Genomic DNA, 18267 nt, shown 5'->3' with positions numbered 1-18267 from the left:
TGAGGGAAATGTTGTATTTGGTGCAGGATTTTATAAAATAAGCTGCTCCTGCTTCTGCCCGAAGGGAATCTTGACAGTAAAAAAGTAAGATGTACCGTCAACTTAAACAGAGCATGTCTCAGGACTATTGGAGCTATGCTCTATTTGGTTATGGGCTGTTGCAGACTTTCCTTTAATTTGGCCAGTGTATCTTTAATTTCGCTTCTACTTGGACCGGCAGCTCCTGCTATATATTAAATTTGGATAAAGAATAAAAGGGGGGTACAGCAGGATTTTTTATGAATGCGTTTCCAATAATACACCGTTTGAACTAGCAGTATCGAAGATCATCCCCATTACATGAGGAGAGTGGACAATGATATCTCATACCCAAACACGCAAACTTCGCAGACTGACTTCAACCGTAATAAGTGCGGCGCTACTTGCAGGCTTGCTGCCGCAGACCGCTCTGGCCGGAGATACCTGGCCGTTCAAAGGGGACAGCGCGCATGGAGCTAACCAGCCGAGTATACATGGCTACACCAGCAATCAAATCGCGGGTTGGAGTCCTGAGACCGATCCGGATGCGGAGCTGCTTCGTTCCCGCGTGCCTTTACAGAAGCGGATTTCATCTTTCACGGCTACACAGGCCAATCCTAAGCTGAGTCCGGATGTCAAGATGATGAATGTCGCAGGCGATTATGGAAATGCCTTCATTGAAAATGCTCCTTATACCAACAAGTTTGCCCAATATCACTTCAATTTCTGGCAGTATGTTGATTATTATTCGTATTGGCATGGTACTGCAACGGCATATACGCCGCCGGAATATTACGATGATCTGGCCCAGTCCGACTGGCAGCAGAAGTGGTTTGAGTTCGGCATGCTTAATATTCCGAATCCAACCTATACGGATGCCGCGCATAAGAATGGTGTCATGTCGCTGGCCGGTGTGTTTTTCTCCAACAATGACCGCGGACAGCAAACCTACAAACAAATGATTGTGAAGGATGAGAACGGTGACTTCCCGGTCGCCAGGAAAATGATTGAAATGGCAAATTACTTCGGCTTCGACGGCTATTTCCTTAATCAGGAAGAGGTGAGCCCGAATGTTGCTACAGCCGATATTCCCGATTACATTGCTTTCATGAAGGTGCTGCAACAAGGCGGGTTATATGTCCAGTGGTACGATTCATTAACTACAAACAACGGCTCCAATACCTTTACAAGAACCTTTAGTAATAACAATATTTCGATGCTGTATGATAAAACGGCAAAAGAGCCGGTCTCAAACTCCTTTTTCTTCGATTACGGAGTGAATAGTACCCATATTAATACAGCTATAGGCTATTTGGCTGGAATGAATGAGGATGAAGGGACAAATTACAATCTGTTTGATATTGGCTTTGCCGGACTTGAAGCAGGCCGTGACCGTTTCAAGAGCGTACAGGGAACAGCTCTGAAAGACAAGTTGACAGCAGGCGGAGCTCCGCGTTTAAGCATCGCTACGCTCGGAGCTGATTTCGTCCATGCCGGTCTTGACGAGGATATGGGACAAGCGTGGCCTGTCTCCAAACGCACCGACAATGATTACCAGTGGATGACCCATCTGCGGGAGCAGCTCTGGTGGTCAGGTCCGAATGTGAACCCCGGCAATACAACCGTTTCGCCCGCGAATACGGTGGCGGATGTCTATGCGGATAACCGCTACTGGCCGGGAATTTCTTCGGTCATTGCGGAACGCTCCGTGGTTCAGAATTCCAACTTCTATACGAATTTCAATACCGGGCATGGTATTTCCTATTATGTTAACGGGGAAAAGTCAAATAAGGAAGAATGGTCCAACATGAGCCTTCAGGATATTCCTGTAACGTGGCAATGGTGGCAGGATACCCTGGGCAACCGCTTGACGGTTGATTACGACTACGGTCCGGAATATACAATGACAGACAATTCACGCATGAGCTATAAGCAGATCGGCGGCTTCAACGGAGGCAGTTCACTGGTTGTGAACGGGGCGCTGGACAAGGAGAATTTCCTCCGCTTGTACAAGAGCGACCTGTCTGTACAGGCAACGTCCCAGCTGTCGATTGCTTATAACAAGTCTTCAGCCGACGATGCTTCTGTCTTGAGTGCAGGCCTGATCTTCAAGGACAATCCGGCTAAGGTAGTCAAGGTACCTGTGGAGAACAGCGGCAAACAAACCATGGGCTGGGCAACGGCAGAGGTAGATCTGGGGGCTTACGCAGGTAAAGAAATCGCGGCCTTTGGCCTGGTATTTACACCGGGTGCAAGCACAATCCCAGGTTATCAGGTAAACATCGGCCAAATCCGCATCTCTGACGGTTCAGCCGTGAAGCCGGCTGCGCCAACCCATCTGGTGGTTTCGCAGGCCTTGCCGAATACGAATGAAATGATTCTGAAGTGGGATCTGAACAGCGATTATTCCCAGGTGAAGCAATACAATGTATATGTGAACGACATCTTTATGGGCGGCAAATATGACGAAATGTTCTACATCAAACAGCTGCCAGCCAAATCCGGTATAATTAAAGTCATTCCTGTAGGAGCGGACGGAGTAGAAGGGGAAGCGGCTACAGTGTCCTTTAATTTGGACTCGGCGGTATCGGGTATTGAAGCCGAATCAACCGAGAACGGCGATCTCCTGGTCAAGTGGTCCGGTTCAGACGCTGCCGGGAACGTTAAGGTGACGGTGAAATCGGTAAACTGGATTACAACCGCAGAGCCTGTCTCCAGACAATTGATCCTGCCGCAAGGGACAACCTCGGCATTGTTCAGCGATATGCCAATTAATGGGGACGAGTTCACTGTAACCATCCAGGCAGGCAACTCGGATATTGTAACCTATAATGGTACGTTCATTGATAAGCTGTCGGAGCCTTATGCGGAAGCATGGTCCTGGAATGGAAATACACTGAGCCTGCCAATGCCGAACACACGGGACTGGAGGTACATGTACGTCTATGAAGACGGAGTTCCTAAGTCTTTTGCGGTAACCTATTTATCAGGGGCAGCAGCGCAAAAGCCGATGATTATCCGCGGCCGCACCACGAAGGCGAGCCTTAGCTTTACGTCGACCAAAGCAGTAACAGTGGTGATGGAGGATTACAGCGGGAACAAATCCCAGCCGCTGCAGCTGGATAAGCGGTACAATGTAACCTTTAACAGTAACGGCGGCCAGCCGAAAGCGAAGGTTGTTCAGGTTATGAACGGCGCGCTTGTGACTGCACCGAATGTAGCGAGAGAAGGTTATGTGCTGGAAGGCTGGTATAACGGTAATGCGAGATGGCACTTTGCCTCTGACACGGTGAATGGTCCGCTTACGCTGCAGGCGAAATGGACCGCGCTGCCGCCGGATGTACAGGTGGTCAGTGAAGGCTCGTTCCGGGCAGGACAGGATGGGGTGCTTCGCGCTGTTGGTAAAGGTTCCGGCACATTAGTCTATGCCTGGTATGCCGATCAGGGAGAAGGATACGGTGAAGTTATTGCCGCTGGCGATACGCTGACACTTACAGATCTGACAGAAGTTATGAGCGGTTACCGCTATAAGGTCATTGTGACCGGCGAAGGCGGCTTAACCGCAGAGAAGGAATATAACCTGCAGGTCTTTCCGGCGGAAATCCAATGGATGACCCCGGCCTTTGTGATGGACTTGCCATCGGTACTTGAGACGGTTGCCGGGGAGCCGATCGCGCTTGCCGTCGATACATCAGGAGATATTGCCTCGATTGAGTGGGAAAGGAAGCGTGCTGCCGATGAGGAATGGCAGACGGTTCCGAACGTTACCGGCGCGGTATACCGGTTCAATCCATTATTCGAAGAGGATGGAACGAATTATCGTGTTGTGCTGACCGGCAAAGAGGCCACAGACCCGGTGCGTATTGTTGGCTCACCACTGGCACTGAAGGTCTATCCGCAGCATGAAGCTCCGGCGATTGCTTCATTTACAGCGACAAGCCAATCGGTAATGGAAGGTAACGATGTGACCTTTACAGTTGTTGCCGATTCTGTATATGGTGAACTGGGCTACAGCTGGTTCAAAGATGATCTGGTTATAGAGGATGCTCTTGGCAGCAGCCTGACCATTGCCAAGGCGCAACTTTCTGATACGGGCGTTTATAAGGCGCGTGTAGAGAATACCCGCATCGTTGGCGGCCGCCCTTATGTGGATACTGCGGATACAGAGGTTATTACTCTGAATGTAAACCGACAGCCGGTGACGCCAACTAATCCTCCGTTGACGGCAACCAATCCTCCGGTGGCTGCTCTGCCAACGGCAACACCTGTACCGGCTGCAACACCGGCGCCTGCGACTGCAGCTGCAGTGATATCAGCCGCACAGCTGGGCAGTCAGGCAGTGAACGGTGTAGTTACCGTGCAGATACAGCAAGCGGTCACAATTGAGCTTCCGGTTAACGCCGGTGAGCTGCTGGGAACGAATTCCCTGCGTGTGCAAGGAGACAGAATCGGGCTGGTACTGGCACCGGAGCTGCTGAAGCAGCTGGCCGAAGCCGTACCTGCTGCCCAGGGTAACGGTGCAAAGATCGTGCTGCAAGCAGAAATCAAGACACTTGCGCAAGCTTCGCTGAAGACGGAAGCAGGTGTATCGCTTAAGGGACAATTCCTGGACTATGATCTGAGACTGTCCCTGGCAGATGGAACCGTTAAGCGTCCCGGCAGTTACGCTTCTCCTGTTAGTATAAGCTGGCCAGCCGGTGAAGCACTTCATCCGAAGCTGCTTGGCTTGTACCGTGTAGGAAGTGACGGTACACTCACTTATCTGGGAGGATCTGCTGCGGCCGGCAGTCTTACAGCCGAACTTGACGGCAACGGCACTTACGCACTGCTGGAGTATACGAAGCAGTTCAACGATGTTCCGGTTACGCACTGGGCCTTCGAAGCCTTGCGTGAGCTGTCTGCGAAGCATCTGATCAAGGGGATATCGGAGCAGGCTTATCAGCCGGGCCGGGATATTACCCGGGCTGAATTCGTGCAGCTGATGGCCGGCACGCTGCAGCTAAGCGGCAGCGGCACCACTTCCTTCAGTGATGTTCCGGCAGGCGCCTGGTATCAGCAGGCACTCTCCGGCATGGTTCAGGCCGGTCTGATTACCGGCCGTACGCCGGAGTCCTTCCAGCCGGCCGCAGCAATCAGCCGGGAGGAGATGACCGTCATTCTGATGCGCGCTTACCGGCTGCAGCAGGGTTCAATCCCGGCCGCAACGGGCAGCCTGTCTATTAAGGATGCTGGAGACATCTCCGGCTGGGCAGCGGATCAGGTGGCTGAAGCCGCTGCGCTTGGCCTCGTGAAAGGGCGGGCTGACGGAACCTTCGCGCCCAAAGCTCCCGCCACCCGGGCAGAAGCTGCGCAGATGCTGCTGAATTATTTGAAATAAGCCTGACGGGCGGTAAGGAAAGACCGCCGGCTCAAGCCATAAACAAGGCGCTCACCCCCTGAACAGTATTTAGGGGGGAGCGCTTCTTGTGTATCATAATGATAAGCGTAGGCTGACAAACTTGAAGCCAATGCTTCCGAAGTGAGTTTGTACGAAGTGGTTTCACGGAAGAGTAGGCTAACAAACTTTAGGGAGGTGGACTATGCGGAGTAATTCCCTGTACCGCAAGTATTTTAAAGATAATATGTTTATGCGCTTCACCCTTATTGTCTCCTGTATCTTCATTGCAACGATTATTGCCTTCTCGTATCTGGTGCTGATGCTGATCTCGGATTCTGCGGTGCAGCGGCAGATGGATATCCAGCGCAAGACGATGGAGAGCATCAGCAACTATGTGGAGAACAAATACCAGTCCGTCCAGGATATGATGCGTGATGTCTACCGGGACGGGAGTCTGGCGAGCAACACCACATTTCTGCTGGAGCATCCCTTCGGCGAATATGTCGAGCACCGGCTGGACCGCTATCTGCTCGGGGATCAGACTACCTCTAACGCCGTACAGTATTTCCAGAACAAGATCGACGATGATCCCGATATCCGCAGCCTGATGCTGTACAGTGCCAATCAGCAGGTGATGTACTATTATGACAACCGCAGGCAGTTTGAACGGGTATCCACCAACGCGGCCCATTCCTTTGTCCCGGATTCGATGGTTCTGGATGAGGAGAGCCTGGTGTCCGTGCCGAATATTTGGGTGCTGAAGAGCATCGGCATGCAGAGAACCCCTATGTTCTCGGTGAAGATTCCCATTACCAATAAGTCATCGCTGCTCAATATCGGCCAGCTGCTGGTCTACTTCGATTCCGAATCGATCTGGCAGGCGATGAATAATTATAAGCAGGATTTCAAAGGCGAGATTCTTGTGCTCTCTGCCCAGAATGAAGTCATCTTTGACACTTCGGGTCAAGGGTACGGCCGCAAATATTTGCAGCTGCAAGGGGCGAACTCCGGGGAGGAAATCTCCATGGGCGGAATGCTGGTCACCAGCCTGACCCAGAGCCAGGCCGGCTACACGGTGGTCAGCCTGATCTCCAAGAAGGAGCTTGCCGAAACCTATAGCAGCGCACGCAATACTATTGTTACGATTGCCCTCGTCTGTATTCTGTTCGCCGTGCTGCTGCCGGCGATGTTTATTTCGAATTTTGCCAAACGGACGCACCGCATTATCCGCTTCACCCGCAAAGTGAAAAACGGGGATTTGAACACCCGGATTATAGACAACCGTGAGGATGAACTGGGCCAGATTGCCAAGAGCTTCAACAGCATGCTGGATGAACTGAACCAGTACATTGATCAGGTGTACAAAGCTGAAATCAAGCAGAAGCATACGGAAATCGCTACCCTGGAGGCAAGGGTGAATCCGCATTTTCTCTATAATACGCTGGAGGTTATACGGATGCGGGCTATTTCGAGCGGCGCGAAGGATGTGGGCGAGATGATCTACAGCCTGTCTGTGCTGTTCAAATCGTATGTCCGTCCGAAGGTGAAGTATACGTTCAAGGATGAGCTGGAAGCCTGCCGCATGTACCTGGAGCTGTTCCGGATCCGTTACAAGGACCGGTTCTCCTATACCATTGAATGCAGTAAAGAGCTGGAGCCTATTCCTGTACTCAAAATGTCCCTTCAGCCCGTGATCGAAAATTATATTCTGCACGGCATGCGCACCGGACAAACCGGCAACGTGATCAGCATCAGGGTCCATCCGGATGATCACAACAATATACGGGTTGTTGTCACGGACAACGGCCTGGGGATTGCCGGGGAGAAGCTGAACCAGCTCCGGCTGGGACTGGAGGATAACCGGGAATTGTCCGGATCAGAGTCGTTCGGGCTGCGGAGCATTCATGAGCGGTTAAGGCTGATGTACGGCAAGCCGTACGGGGTTGAGCTGGCCAGTGAAGCGGGGGCCGGAACCGAGGTCACTATTACTTTTCCATATCCCGTCAAGGAGGAGACAGATCATGTATAAGGTGTTTATTGTCGATGATGAGCCGTTCATTCTTAGCGGCCTGCAGGATATATTGGACTGGGAGCAGCTGGGCCTTACGATTGTGGGACAAGCCGAGAACGGGCAGGAGGCGCTGGAGCAGCTGCGGGAGGTGCCTGCGGATATTCTCATAACCGACATTTCCATGCCCGTGATGACCGGCCTGGAGCTGATCCGTGCGGTCCAGGAATTCCGTCCGGAGCTGAAGGTGGTTGTGCTGAGCGGATATGATGAATTCATGTATGTCAAAGAAGGCCTGGCTCTCGGGATTGAGAATTATCTGCTCAAGCCGATCAATCTGGAGGAATTCCAGAGCACGCTGGAGACGATTGCCGAGAAGCTGAATGTCTCCAGGCTGGATACAGAGTGGTCGGAGTATACGAACTCCGTACTGAAGGATAATGTGCTGCTCCGCTGGCTGCGGAAGCAGATTGACCCGGACGAACTGTCCGAACGGCTGAATCTCCTGGGCTTGTCAATCAGCAGCCGGTATGTGGAGGTTGCTCTGGTCCAGGCAGACCCGGAAACGGAAGCCTTCCGGAAGAATGCCGCCGCTCTCCTCGGTACCCGCGCTTCGTTCTTCATGTTCTGGGACTCGGACAATGATCTGGTGCTCATACATAATTTCGCGGACGAACGCAAAGGGAAGGAAGAGATGGCTTCCATTCTGGAGGAAATCACCGGCCTGGGCTCTCCCGGCCAGCGGCTGCGCGCTGCGGTTGGAGCCGTCATGGACGGGGTGCAGGCTGCTCCGGCCAGCTATGAGCAGGCGAAGCAGGCTCAGGAATTTCTGGAGATCTACCCGGAGCGCAGCCTGATCTATTATGAACAGCTGAAGGAGCGCAAGGAGGATATTGAAGCCGCTTTGCCGGAGGACTGGAGCGAGTATTCGAAATTAATTATGGCCAAGAATCTTCCGGCGCTGACCGAGCGGCTCGAATTGTATTTCTCTGCGAAATGTATGGAAGGGTTGACCCCTGAGCTGCTCCGGGAGATTTCCCTGGAATGGATTCTGTATTTCCGCATGCTGATTAAAGAGATCCGCAGTGAAATGGAGCGGGAGCTTATTGCGCAGGGGCTGAACGAGATCCACAGGGCGAATTCGCTGCCGGGTCTGTCCGCCGCAGTCATGCAGACGGCCGGAAGCATCATCGAACTGCTGGACCGTGAGCTGAAGAGTCCGGTTGTGAACCAGGTGCTGAATTACATTGAGAAATCCTACAGTGAGGATCTGTCACTGAAGAAGCTGGGCTTCATGTTTAATATTCACCCCGTGTATCTGGGCCAGCTGTTTCACAAAATGACCGGTGATTCCTTTGCAGAATATTTGAACCGTTACCGGATTGAGAAAGCAAAAGAGCAGCTTCGTTCGACAAACAACAAGGTACATGAGATCGCACGCAGTGTCGGCTACTGGGAAATGGGCTATTTTTATAAACAATTTAAGAAATACGTTGGCATCTCACCGACAGAATTCAAGGGGCTGCTCTAAGCAGCTCCTTATTGATAGATATATGTTATGTTTTGGGGTTAATTTCTTTATTTCATACCTGAATATATATAGTTTCTCTTCTATTTGAAAATGCTTTCATCTTATAAAGTAAAGGTATAGCTCATGGAAACCTGCAGCCGGGAAGGCCCGGCAGGCCTGGATTTCCGGACGGCTAATTAAAAGGGGGTACGGCAAATGAGTAAGAAAAAGAAACACTTCTCCTTGTTGTTGACAACGCTTTTAACCGTTTCACTGGCGCTTAGCGCATGTGGGGGGGACAGTAAGAACAATGCAGGCGGGGAAGCGGCTTCAGGAGGCAACAAAGCTGCCGAGTCTACGGAGAAACCTGTAGAGCTGATCTGGTACACTATCGGGCCACCGCAGAAGGATATGGATAAGGTGCTCACAGAAGTCAATAAATACACGCTTGAAAAAATTAACGCAACACTCGATATCAAAATGCTCGACTTCGGGGACTATACGCAAAAAATGCAGGTCATGGCTGCTTCGGGCGAGCCTATGGACATCCTGTTCACCTCTTCCTGGGCCTTCGATTATGTGCAGAATGCACGTAAGGGCGCGTTCCTGCAGCTCGATGATCTGCTGAAGAACCAGGGCAAGGGAATTGTGGACACTATTGATCCGGCGTTCCTGGAAGGCTCCAAGGTGGACGGCCATAACTATGCCATTCCTGCCAATAAAGAGCTTCCGGCTCAAGAAGTCTTCCGCTTCAACAAAGAGCTGCTGGACAAATACAAGCTGGATCTGACCAGCGTGAAAACGATGGCCGATCTGGAGCCGCTGCTCAAAACCATCAAGGAAAACGAGCCTGGAGTGACCCCGTACGCTATGGTCAAGGACTTCATGCCGATTATGCCATTTGACTATGTGATCGAGAAGATGCCGATGGCTGTATATATGGACACCAAGGACTACAAGGTCATCAACATCCTTGAGACTCCTGAGATCAAGGAAGCGCTTAAGACCGTCCGCAAATTCTATCAGGCGGGTTACATCTCTCCTGAAGTAGCCACTACATCTTCGGTGGATGACTTGTACAAAGCCGGCAAATGGTTTACTGACCGTGCCTCCACCCAGCCGATGGCCGACAATCTGTGGTCAGTAAGCTACGGGTATCCGGTTGTGTCGACACCAGCCAGTCAGCCTTATATCTACAACTGGTCCGTCATGGGCTCCATGCAGGCGATCTCCGCCAACTCTGAGTATCCTGAGAAAGCCATGGAATTCCTGAACCTGCTGAATACAGACCCTGTATTGCGCAACATGATTGACTCAGGCATCGAGGGCGTACATTACGAGAAAATCAGCGACAACATGATCAAGAATCTCCCGGATGCGAAGAACTACGATATGCCGACGTTCTCCCTGGGCAACATTATGATCAACTATCTGAATGAAGGCGACCCTGAGAACAAATGGGAAGAATTCAAGAAGTTCAATGATGCCGGTATCAATGCACCACTGCTTGGCTTCAACTTCGATACTTCCAAGGTGACGAACGAAATCGCCGCCGTTCAGAACGTGAAGGAAGAATTCTGGGCACCGCTGATGACCGGATCTGTAGATTCGGAAGAGTACCTGACCAAGGCCAATGAGAAATTAAAAGCCGCCGGTTTGGATAAAATCATCGCAGAAGCCCAATCACAGATCGACGCCTGGAAAGCAGCGAACAATAAGTAGCATTCAATTTAAGACCGGGCGGGTGATTAGACTTGGCCTGGTCTTTTTGTATCAACGGAAGAACTTTCCGGCATAGGAGGAACTAAGAGTATGGGGAAAATAGGGAAGTCCGCCAAAGATGTGTTGAAAAATAAAGTGCTGCTGTTTATGGTTCTCCCGGGCACGCTGTGGTTTTTATTCTTCTCCTACCTGCCGATGGTGGGTACGGTAATTGCATTTAAGGAGTACCGCTTCAGCCGGGATGGCTTCTGGGCCAGCATCATCAACAGCAAATGGGTCGGCTGGGATAATTTCAAGTTTCTGTTCAGCACCAATGATGCCTATCTGATCACACGCAATACTCTTTTATACAATATAGCCTTCATTGTCCTTGGCTTGATCCTGTCAGTGCTGCTGGCGGTGGTGCTGTCCGAGATAGCCAACAAGAAGCTTGCCAAGCTCTATCAAACAGGCATGTTCCTGCCATACTTTCTGTCCTGGGTCGTTGTGGGATACTTCGCGTTCAGCTTCCTTAGCTCGGAGCGGGGGCTGCTCAACGCAATGTTCGGCAGCAATATTTCCTGGTACTCGGAATCGAAATACTGGCCGTTCATTATTATATTCGTATTTCTATGGAAGGCCGTCGGTTATAACAGCGTGGTCTATCTCGCCGCAATTATGGGTATAGACAAGTCCCTCTATGAAGCGGCCATGATCGACGGGGCGAGCAAATTCCAGCAGATCCGCGGTATTACGCTGCCGATGCTGAAGCCGATCATCACCATTATGACCTTGCTTGCTATAGGGAAGATATTTTATGCCGACTTCGGGCTGTTCTATCAGGTGCCGAGAGATTCGGGGACGCTCTACAGTGTGACCAACGTAATCGATACGTATGTGTACCGTGGACTCAAGACTACCGGCGAGATTGGAATGAGTACGGCTGCAGGCTTATATCAATCGGTGGTTGGGTTCGTTCTGGTGCTTACCTCCAATTACATCGTGCGTAAATTCGATAAGGACAGTGCATTATTCTAGGGAAAAAGAAGGAAAGTGAGGTCATCCAAATGTCTGCTAATGCTAATCCTGTGAAATCGCGCGATTTTCACCGGCTGTCGTCCGTGTGGAATATCATCTTCAACTGTATTGCCGGAGGCTTTGCCATACTGTGTATCTTCCCGTTCCTGTTCGTAGTCCTCATCTCCTTCACTGACGAAGGGGCGCTTGCGCGGGACGGCTATCAGTTAATCCCGGCCAAATGGAGTCTGGAAGCTTACAAATATGTATTTGGCTCAGGGGACACGCTGCTCCGTTCCTATGGGGTAACCATTGCCGTAACGGTCATTGGCACGCTTGTCAGCCTGATCATTATTTCACTTTATGCCTATGCCATTTCACGTAAAAGCTTCAAATACCGCAATTTCTTCGCGTTTTTTGCGTTTTTCACCATGCTGTTTAACGGCGGGCTGGTTCCTACCTATATTGTGGTGACACAGATGCTGGGTCTAAAGGACACCATTTGGGCGCTGGTGCTGCCGCTGGCCGTTAATGCTTTTTACATTATGATCCTGCGGACCTTCTACATTACCAGCGTGCCGGATGCCCTGATTGAGTCGGCCAAAATTGACGGCGCCGGAGAGTTCCGCACCTTCCTGGGAATCGTGCTGCCGCTGTCCTTGCCGGGCCTCGCTACGATCGGGCTGTTCAGCACCCTGGGGTACTGGAATGACTGGTTCAATGCCCTGCTCTATATTGATAATCCGAATCTGGTGCCGCTGCAGTCGATGCTGATGCGGATTGAGACCAGTATGCAGTTCATTATGCAGAATTCGCAGAACAGTTCATTAAGTCTGGAAGCCCTCCGCAACATGCCGCAGGATACCTCGCGTATGGCGATGGTGGTACTGGCTACCGGGCCGATTATTTTTGCGTATCCGTTCTTCCAGCGTTACTTCATCCAGGGTCTTACCGTGGGTGCCGTTAAAGAATAGGAGTACAACAGGAGAAAGGGTGTGGGAGCCAAAATGTTATATAAAGACTCTGCGAAGCCCGTCAAGGAGCGGACTGAACATCTGCTGGGGCTGATGACGCCGGAAGAGAAGGTTGGCCAGCTCGTTCAGCTATTCGGGTGGCAGACCTATGATCATACAGAAGGAACGATAGAACTGACAGAAGACTTCAAACGCCAGATCCGCGAAGGCGGCATCGGCGCATTATATGGCACACTGCGGGCAGATCCCTGGACAGGGGTCACCCTGGAGAGCGGACTTGGGGCGCGGGCCGGAGCCGAAGCGGTGAACACCATCCAGCGTTATGTGCTGGAGCATTCCAGGCTGGGCATCCCGCTGCTGATCGGTGAAGAATGCTCCCACGGGCATATGGCGATCGGGGCGACGGTATTTCCGGTTCCCCTGCTGATTGGCAGCACTTGGAATGTCGATCTGTACCGGGAGATGTGCCGGGCAGTAGCTTTGGAGACCCGGGCTCAAGGCGGTGCAGTTACGTATTCGCCTGTGCTTGATGTGGTGCGTGATCCGCGCTGGGGCCGGACCGAGGAATGCTACGGGGAAGACCCGTATCTCATAGGCGAATTCGCCGTAGCTTCTGTGGAAGGACTACAGGGCGACCGGCTTGACAGCGGGTCCAGTGTCGGGGTGACACTGAAGCATTTTGTCGCTTACGGCAGCTCGGAAGGCGGCAGGAATGCAGGTCCGGCGCATATCGGCAAGCGGGAGCTGCTGGAGGTCGATATGTACCCGTTCCGCAAAGCGGTGGAAGCCGGTGCGGTATCCATCATGCCAGCCTATAACGAGATTGACGGAGTGCCTTGCACAACCAATCAGGAGCTGCTGGAGGATATCCTGCGCGGCGAATGGGGATTCAAGGGCATGGTCATTACCGATTGCGGCGCTATCGACATGCTGGCCTCGGGCCATGATACAGCGGACGGCGGGGAAGATGCGGCAGTGCAGGCGCTAAGCGCCGGTATTGATATGGAGATGTCCGGCGTCATGTTCGGAGGCTATCTGCTGGAGGCGCTCCGTTCCGGGCGGCTGGATGAGCAGCTGGTGGATCAAGCGGCTGCACGTGTGCTGGAGCTGAAGTTCCGGCTGGGCCTGTTCGAACAGCCGTTTGCCGATCCGGACCGGGCAGAGCAGGTGATCGGCAGCCCGGAACATGCGGAGCTGGCACGGAACATTGCGGCGGAAGGGATCGTACTGCTGAAGAATAACGGTATCCTCCCCTTGTCTGCGGCCACAGGAAAAGTGGCTGTCATCGGACCCAACGCGGATACCGGCTACAATCAGCTCGGGGATTACACCTCCCCGCAGCCGCGTGACCGGGTGGCGACGGTGCTGGCCGGAATACGGGCCAAGCTCTCCGCTGAGCCGGAGCGGGTACGTTATGCGCCCGGCTGCCGGATCAAAGACGGTTCCACCGAGGGGTTCGAATCTGCGCTCCAGGCAGCGGCTTGGGCGGATACGATCGTACTCGCACTGGGCGGGTCGAGCGCCAGAGACTTTGGCGAGGGCAGCATTGATCTGCGGACCGGTGCCTCGAAGGTAACAGGGAATGGGCTTAGCGATATGGATTGCGGCGAGGGCATCGACCGGATGTCGCTTCATCTGTCCGGCGTTCAGCTGGAGCTGCTGAAGGAGCTGAAGACACTCGGCAAGCCGGTGGTAGTCGTATATATCAACGGCCGTCCTATTGCCGAGCCCTGGATCGATGAGCAGGCGGATGCCATTCTGGAAGCCTGGTATCCCGGGCAGGAGGGCGGCCATGCCATTGCGGACATTCTGTTCGGCGATGTGAATCCGTCCGGCAGGCTGACCCTCTCGCTCCCGGTGGACGTAGGACAACTGCCCGTCTATTATCTGGGCAAACGTTCACGGGGTGTACGTTATCTTGAAGGGGATTCGCAGCCGCGTTATCCCTTCGGCTTCGGGCTCAGCTATACCGAATTCAGCTATAGCGGGCTGCAGGTAGAGCCTGCTGAAATCCAGGCGGACGGAAGTGCTGAAGTTACGGTGGAAGTGGAGAATACAGGCTTACGCGGAGGCGCGGAGGTCGTTCAGTTATATATTTCCGACCGGGTCAGTAAGGTGACCAGACCGGCCAAGGAATTGAAGGGCTTCCGCAAGATTGTTCTGGAACCGGGAGAGAAGCAGAGGGTCACTTTCAGGCTCAGTGCTGAACACTTGAGCTATATCGGGGCGGAGTACAAGCGGGTCGTTGAACCGGGGATCTTCCGGATCGGAGTAGGAAGGAACGTCAACGATACGCTCGATATAGAGCTTGCCGTCATGGAGGATTAGGGATGAAACGATTAGATGTGGAACGAATAGACAGGTTTATCCGTGAATGTTCACAAGCGCAATGGCTGGAATATCGGGCGATTGAAGACTGGAAGGTCTTCTCCACAACCTACCGGCAGCCGGGGCAGTATGACGAATTACAGCCGTATTCGGGCAGCGAAGCCTTCGGATTGTTCCCGAGCGTACAGGGAACGACTTATATGTTCCGCACGACGCTTGATATTCCGGCGGATTGGACGGGTGCGGACACAGGGATCATCTTCCACTCCGGCGGAGAAGGGCTGCTGCGTGTAGGCGGAGCTTCACGGCAGGGGCTGGACCGCAATCATACCTTCGTTTCACTTGACCCTGTTGCCGACGGAAGAAACCCGGAGCTTGAGATCGAACTCTACGATCCGATTCCCGAGCCGGATGATCCGCTGAACAAGCAGGCGGTGATTCAGCCGCCGGTCCGGTCTATAACCGCTGCGCTCGTCAGGGTTAACCTGCCGGTGCAGTCGCTGATGTATACCGTTACCGTGATCCGTGATTCGGCGCTGCTGCTGCCGGAACAGGATTTCCGGCGCGTCCGTATCCTGGAGGCGTTGTATCAGGCGATGGATGCGTATGTGTCTATGGGACCTGAGAATGGACGGGACGGCGGCAGGATCAGAGACATTGAGCAGGCGCTGACCGGGAAAGTCCGGGAAATCGGCGGCAACAGCGAAGGCTTCATCCATATGGTCGGGCAGTCGCATATCGATATTGCCTGGTTATGGCCCACGAGGGAAACTGTTCGCAAGACCAGCCGGACCTTCTCGACGGTTCATGCGCTGATGGAGGAATACCCGGAGTACCGCTACGCCCAGAGCCAGCCCCAGCTGTTCGCTTATCTGAAGGATAATGATCCTGAATTGTACGCGAAGGTGAAGGCGCGGATTCTTGAAGGGCGCTGGGAGCTTGTTGGCGGTATGTGGGTGGAGCCGGATCTGAATATTCCAAGCGGGGAATCGCTGATGCGGCAGATGCTGTATGGGCAGCGGTTCTATCAGGAGGAATTCGGACGGCAATCCGAGATTGAATGGCTGCCGGACACCTTCGGGTATTGCGCTTCCCTGCCGCAGATTCTGAAGCATGGCAAGGTCCGCTATTTCATGACGACCAAACTCGGCTGGAATGATACGAATCTGTTCCCTTATGATTTGTTCCACTGGGTAGGCATCGACGGAACGGCACTTCTGTCTTATATGAACCACGGAGTGAATGAGAGTACGCTGCCGAAGGATATTCATGAGCACTGGCAGTCTTACCGTGAAAAAGCCGTGCACAGCGAACAAATGCTGCTGTACGGACACGGGGACGGGGGCGGCGGAGTGACCCGGGAGATGCTTGAATATCTCTCGCGCTCCGAGCTCATGGTGGGCCAGCCAGCCTCCGGCTACAGCACGGCGGCAGATTTCTTCGCAGGCATCGAGCAGGCGAAGCCTGAGCTGCCGGTCTGGCAGGGCGACCTCTATCTGGAGCTGCACCGGGGAACCTATACCACACATGCCCGGAACAAGCGCAATAACCGCAAGGCCGAGATTCTGTACAGGGAAGCGGAACTATGGCAGACGCTGGCCGGACACCAGCTGCAGCCGCAGCAGCGGGAAGAGATCGGGCAGGACCTGCATGAAGGCTGGAAGCTGATTCTGCTTAACCAGTTCCATGATATTATTCCCGGCTCGTCGATTCCCGAGGTCTATCAGACCTCGGACAAGGAGTATCAGAGCATCTTCGCTCTTGGAGATAGCAGCCTAAAGTCGGTTATGGAGGCCGCCGTATCGGATATCGATACCCGTGGAGAGGGCCAGCCTTATGTCGTCCTGAACGGTCTGGGCTGGGCCCGGGATATGGTGGTTGAGCTCCCGGCTGCCGGAGACGGAGCGGATAACACTGCTGCCGCCGTATATGACCGGAAAGGAATGCGGCTGGCCGCGGAGCCGGTTACAGCAGACGGGCCAGCTGCTCTCCGCGTGCGGGTGCCGGAGGTTCCGGCATTCGGGTATGTTACCGTGTGGCTGAGAGATGAGGAACAGCCAGCGTTGCGCGAAGATGGCGGAGTTGACGGTAGCGGCGAGGTTGGCAGAGATAGCGGAGATATGCCGACACCGATTGAAGCATCTAATGAAGCTTCGGTTGCAGCTTCGTTCGGCCAGGACTGGGAGACGGAATATTACCGGCTCCGGTTCAATGAACAGGGCGAGATCATCAGCCTGTACGATAAGGAAGCCGGGCGTGAGATTGTCAAGGCCGGAGAGCGGCTGAACCGGCTGCATTTCTTCCATGACCGCCCTATCCTATGGGATGCCTGGGATATAGACAGCCGGTATGAGGAGCAGCCTGCCGGAGAAGCTGTTCTGCTGGAGCAGAAGCTGCTGTCCTCAGGCCCTGTCTGCGATGTGCTGTACTTCCGCTGGAGCATCGGCCAATCCGAAATAGAGCAGGAGCTGATCCTGTATCACAGTGACCGGCGGATTGACTTCAAGACGAAGGTCCAATGGAATGAAGCCCATAAGCTGCTGAAGGTCGGCTTCCCGGTAGATGTAGTAACCAGCAAGGCGACCTATGAGATCCCGTTCGGCGCGCTGGAACGGTCAACGCACCGCAACACCAGCTGGGAGCAGGCGCAATATGAAGTCTGCGGGCACCGCTATGCCGATGTGTCTGAGCATGACTATGGTGTCAGCCTGCTGAATGACTGCAAATACGGCTATGACACGCAGGGCAGCACGATCCGTCTGTCGCTGCTGCGCGCGCCGCGCTGGCCGGATCATTCCGCGGATCTGGGCACACATGCATTCACGTATTCACTGTATCCGCATACCGGAGACTGGCGCGGGGCGCATACCCTCCGCAAAGCCGCTGAGCTGAATCACACTTCCTATGCGGTTGCCTGTAATTCAAGTGCAGGACAGCTGCCGCCTTCAGGCTCATTCCTCCCCTATGACGGGAAGCAGGTTATCCTGGATACAGTCAAATTGGCGGAAGACGGAAGCGGCAGTATTCTGCGGCTGTATGAATCCGCTGGCGGACGCGAGACCGTCAAGCTCGGCTGGCCGCTGCCGCATTCAGCGGTATACCTGTCCAATGCACTGGAAGAAGAGGCAGAGCCGCTGGCGGAAGAGGCGGGAGAGCTGACGCTAGACTTCCACCCGTTCGAGATCAAGACCCTGAAAATTATTCATTCTAAATAGATTGAACTTGAAAAATACAGACAGGGAAAAGTGGCGGAGGAGAATTTTGGCACTGTAGGAGCGTCAGCGTCCGCCTTTGTCACCGGATTTCCACCGCGATTAGCGGTTAAAAATCAAGA

Annotated in this window: 8 protein-coding genes; all 8 read left to right on the top strand. The window is 53.4% G+C overall.

The window, feature by feature from the left end; translation table 11 throughout:
- Positions 1-355 precede the first annotated feature (355 nt).
- The 8 genes from P40081_RS37075 (at position 356) to P40081_RS24980 (ending at position 18148) form a co-directional block, all read left to right on the top strand.
- Positions 356-5395 carry an endo-beta-N-acetylglucosaminidase gene (locus P40081_RS37075; RefSeq protein WP_063779805.1) on the top strand — a complete coding sequence of 1680 codons (5040 nt, stop codon included), beginning with the start codon at positions 356-358 and terminating at the stop codon, positions 5393-5395.
- Positions 5396-5597: 202 nt separating this feature from the next.
- Positions 5598-7424, top strand: a complete 1827-nt coding sequence (locus P40081_RS25010; RefSeq protein WP_042138939.1) for a cache domain-containing sensor histidine kinase — start codon at positions 5598-5600, stop codon at positions 7422-7424.
- Positions 7417-8934, top strand: coding sequence for a response regulator transcription factor (locus P40081_RS25005; RefSeq protein WP_042138938.1), 1518 nt, complete (start codon positions 7417-7419; stop codon positions 8932-8934). The genes P40081_RS25010 and P40081_RS25005 overlap by 8 nt, the downstream gene beginning before the upstream one ends.
- 195 nt (positions 8935-9129) lie before the next feature.
- Complete coding sequence (locus P40081_RS25000) at positions 9130-10635, top strand: ABC transporter substrate-binding protein (RefSeq protein WP_042138937.1); 1506 nt, start codon at positions 9130-9132, stop codon at positions 10633-10635.
- A gap of 90 nt (positions 10636-10725) precedes the next feature.
- Positions 10726-11652 carry an ABC transporter permease gene (locus P40081_RS24995; RefSeq protein WP_042138936.1) on the top strand — a complete coding sequence of 309 codons (927 nt, stop codon included), beginning with the start codon at positions 10726-10728 and terminating at the stop codon, positions 11650-11652.
- Positions 11653-11681: 29 nt separating this feature from the next.
- Positions 11682-12605 (top strand): carbohydrate ABC transporter permease, encoded by a 924-nt coding sequence (locus P40081_RS24990; protein WP_042138935.1) that lies wholly within the window; start codon positions 11682-11684, stop codon positions 12603-12605.
- Between the two features lie 33 nt (positions 12606-12638).
- Positions 12639-14933, top strand: a complete 2295-nt coding sequence (locus P40081_RS24985; RefSeq protein ID WP_042141424.1) for a glycoside hydrolase family 3 N-terminal domain-containing protein — start codon at positions 12639-12641, stop codon at positions 14931-14933.
- Positions 14934-14950: 17 nt separating this feature from the next.
- A complete protein-coding gene (locus P40081_RS24980; protein ID WP_042141423.1) occupies positions 14951-18148 on the top strand; it encodes an alpha-mannosidase in 3198 nt (1065 codons plus the stop codon).
- Positions 18149-18267: the final 119 nt, after the last annotated feature.

Origin of the sequence: Paenibacillus sp. FSL P4-0081, assembly GCF_000758565.1 — a bacterium.
Classification (GTDB): Bacteria; Bacillota; Bacilli; order Paenibacillales; family Paenibacillaceae; genus Paenibacillus_AQ; species Paenibacillus_AQ phytohabitans.
This window is presented reverse-complemented; position numbering and strand designations above follow the sequence as displayed.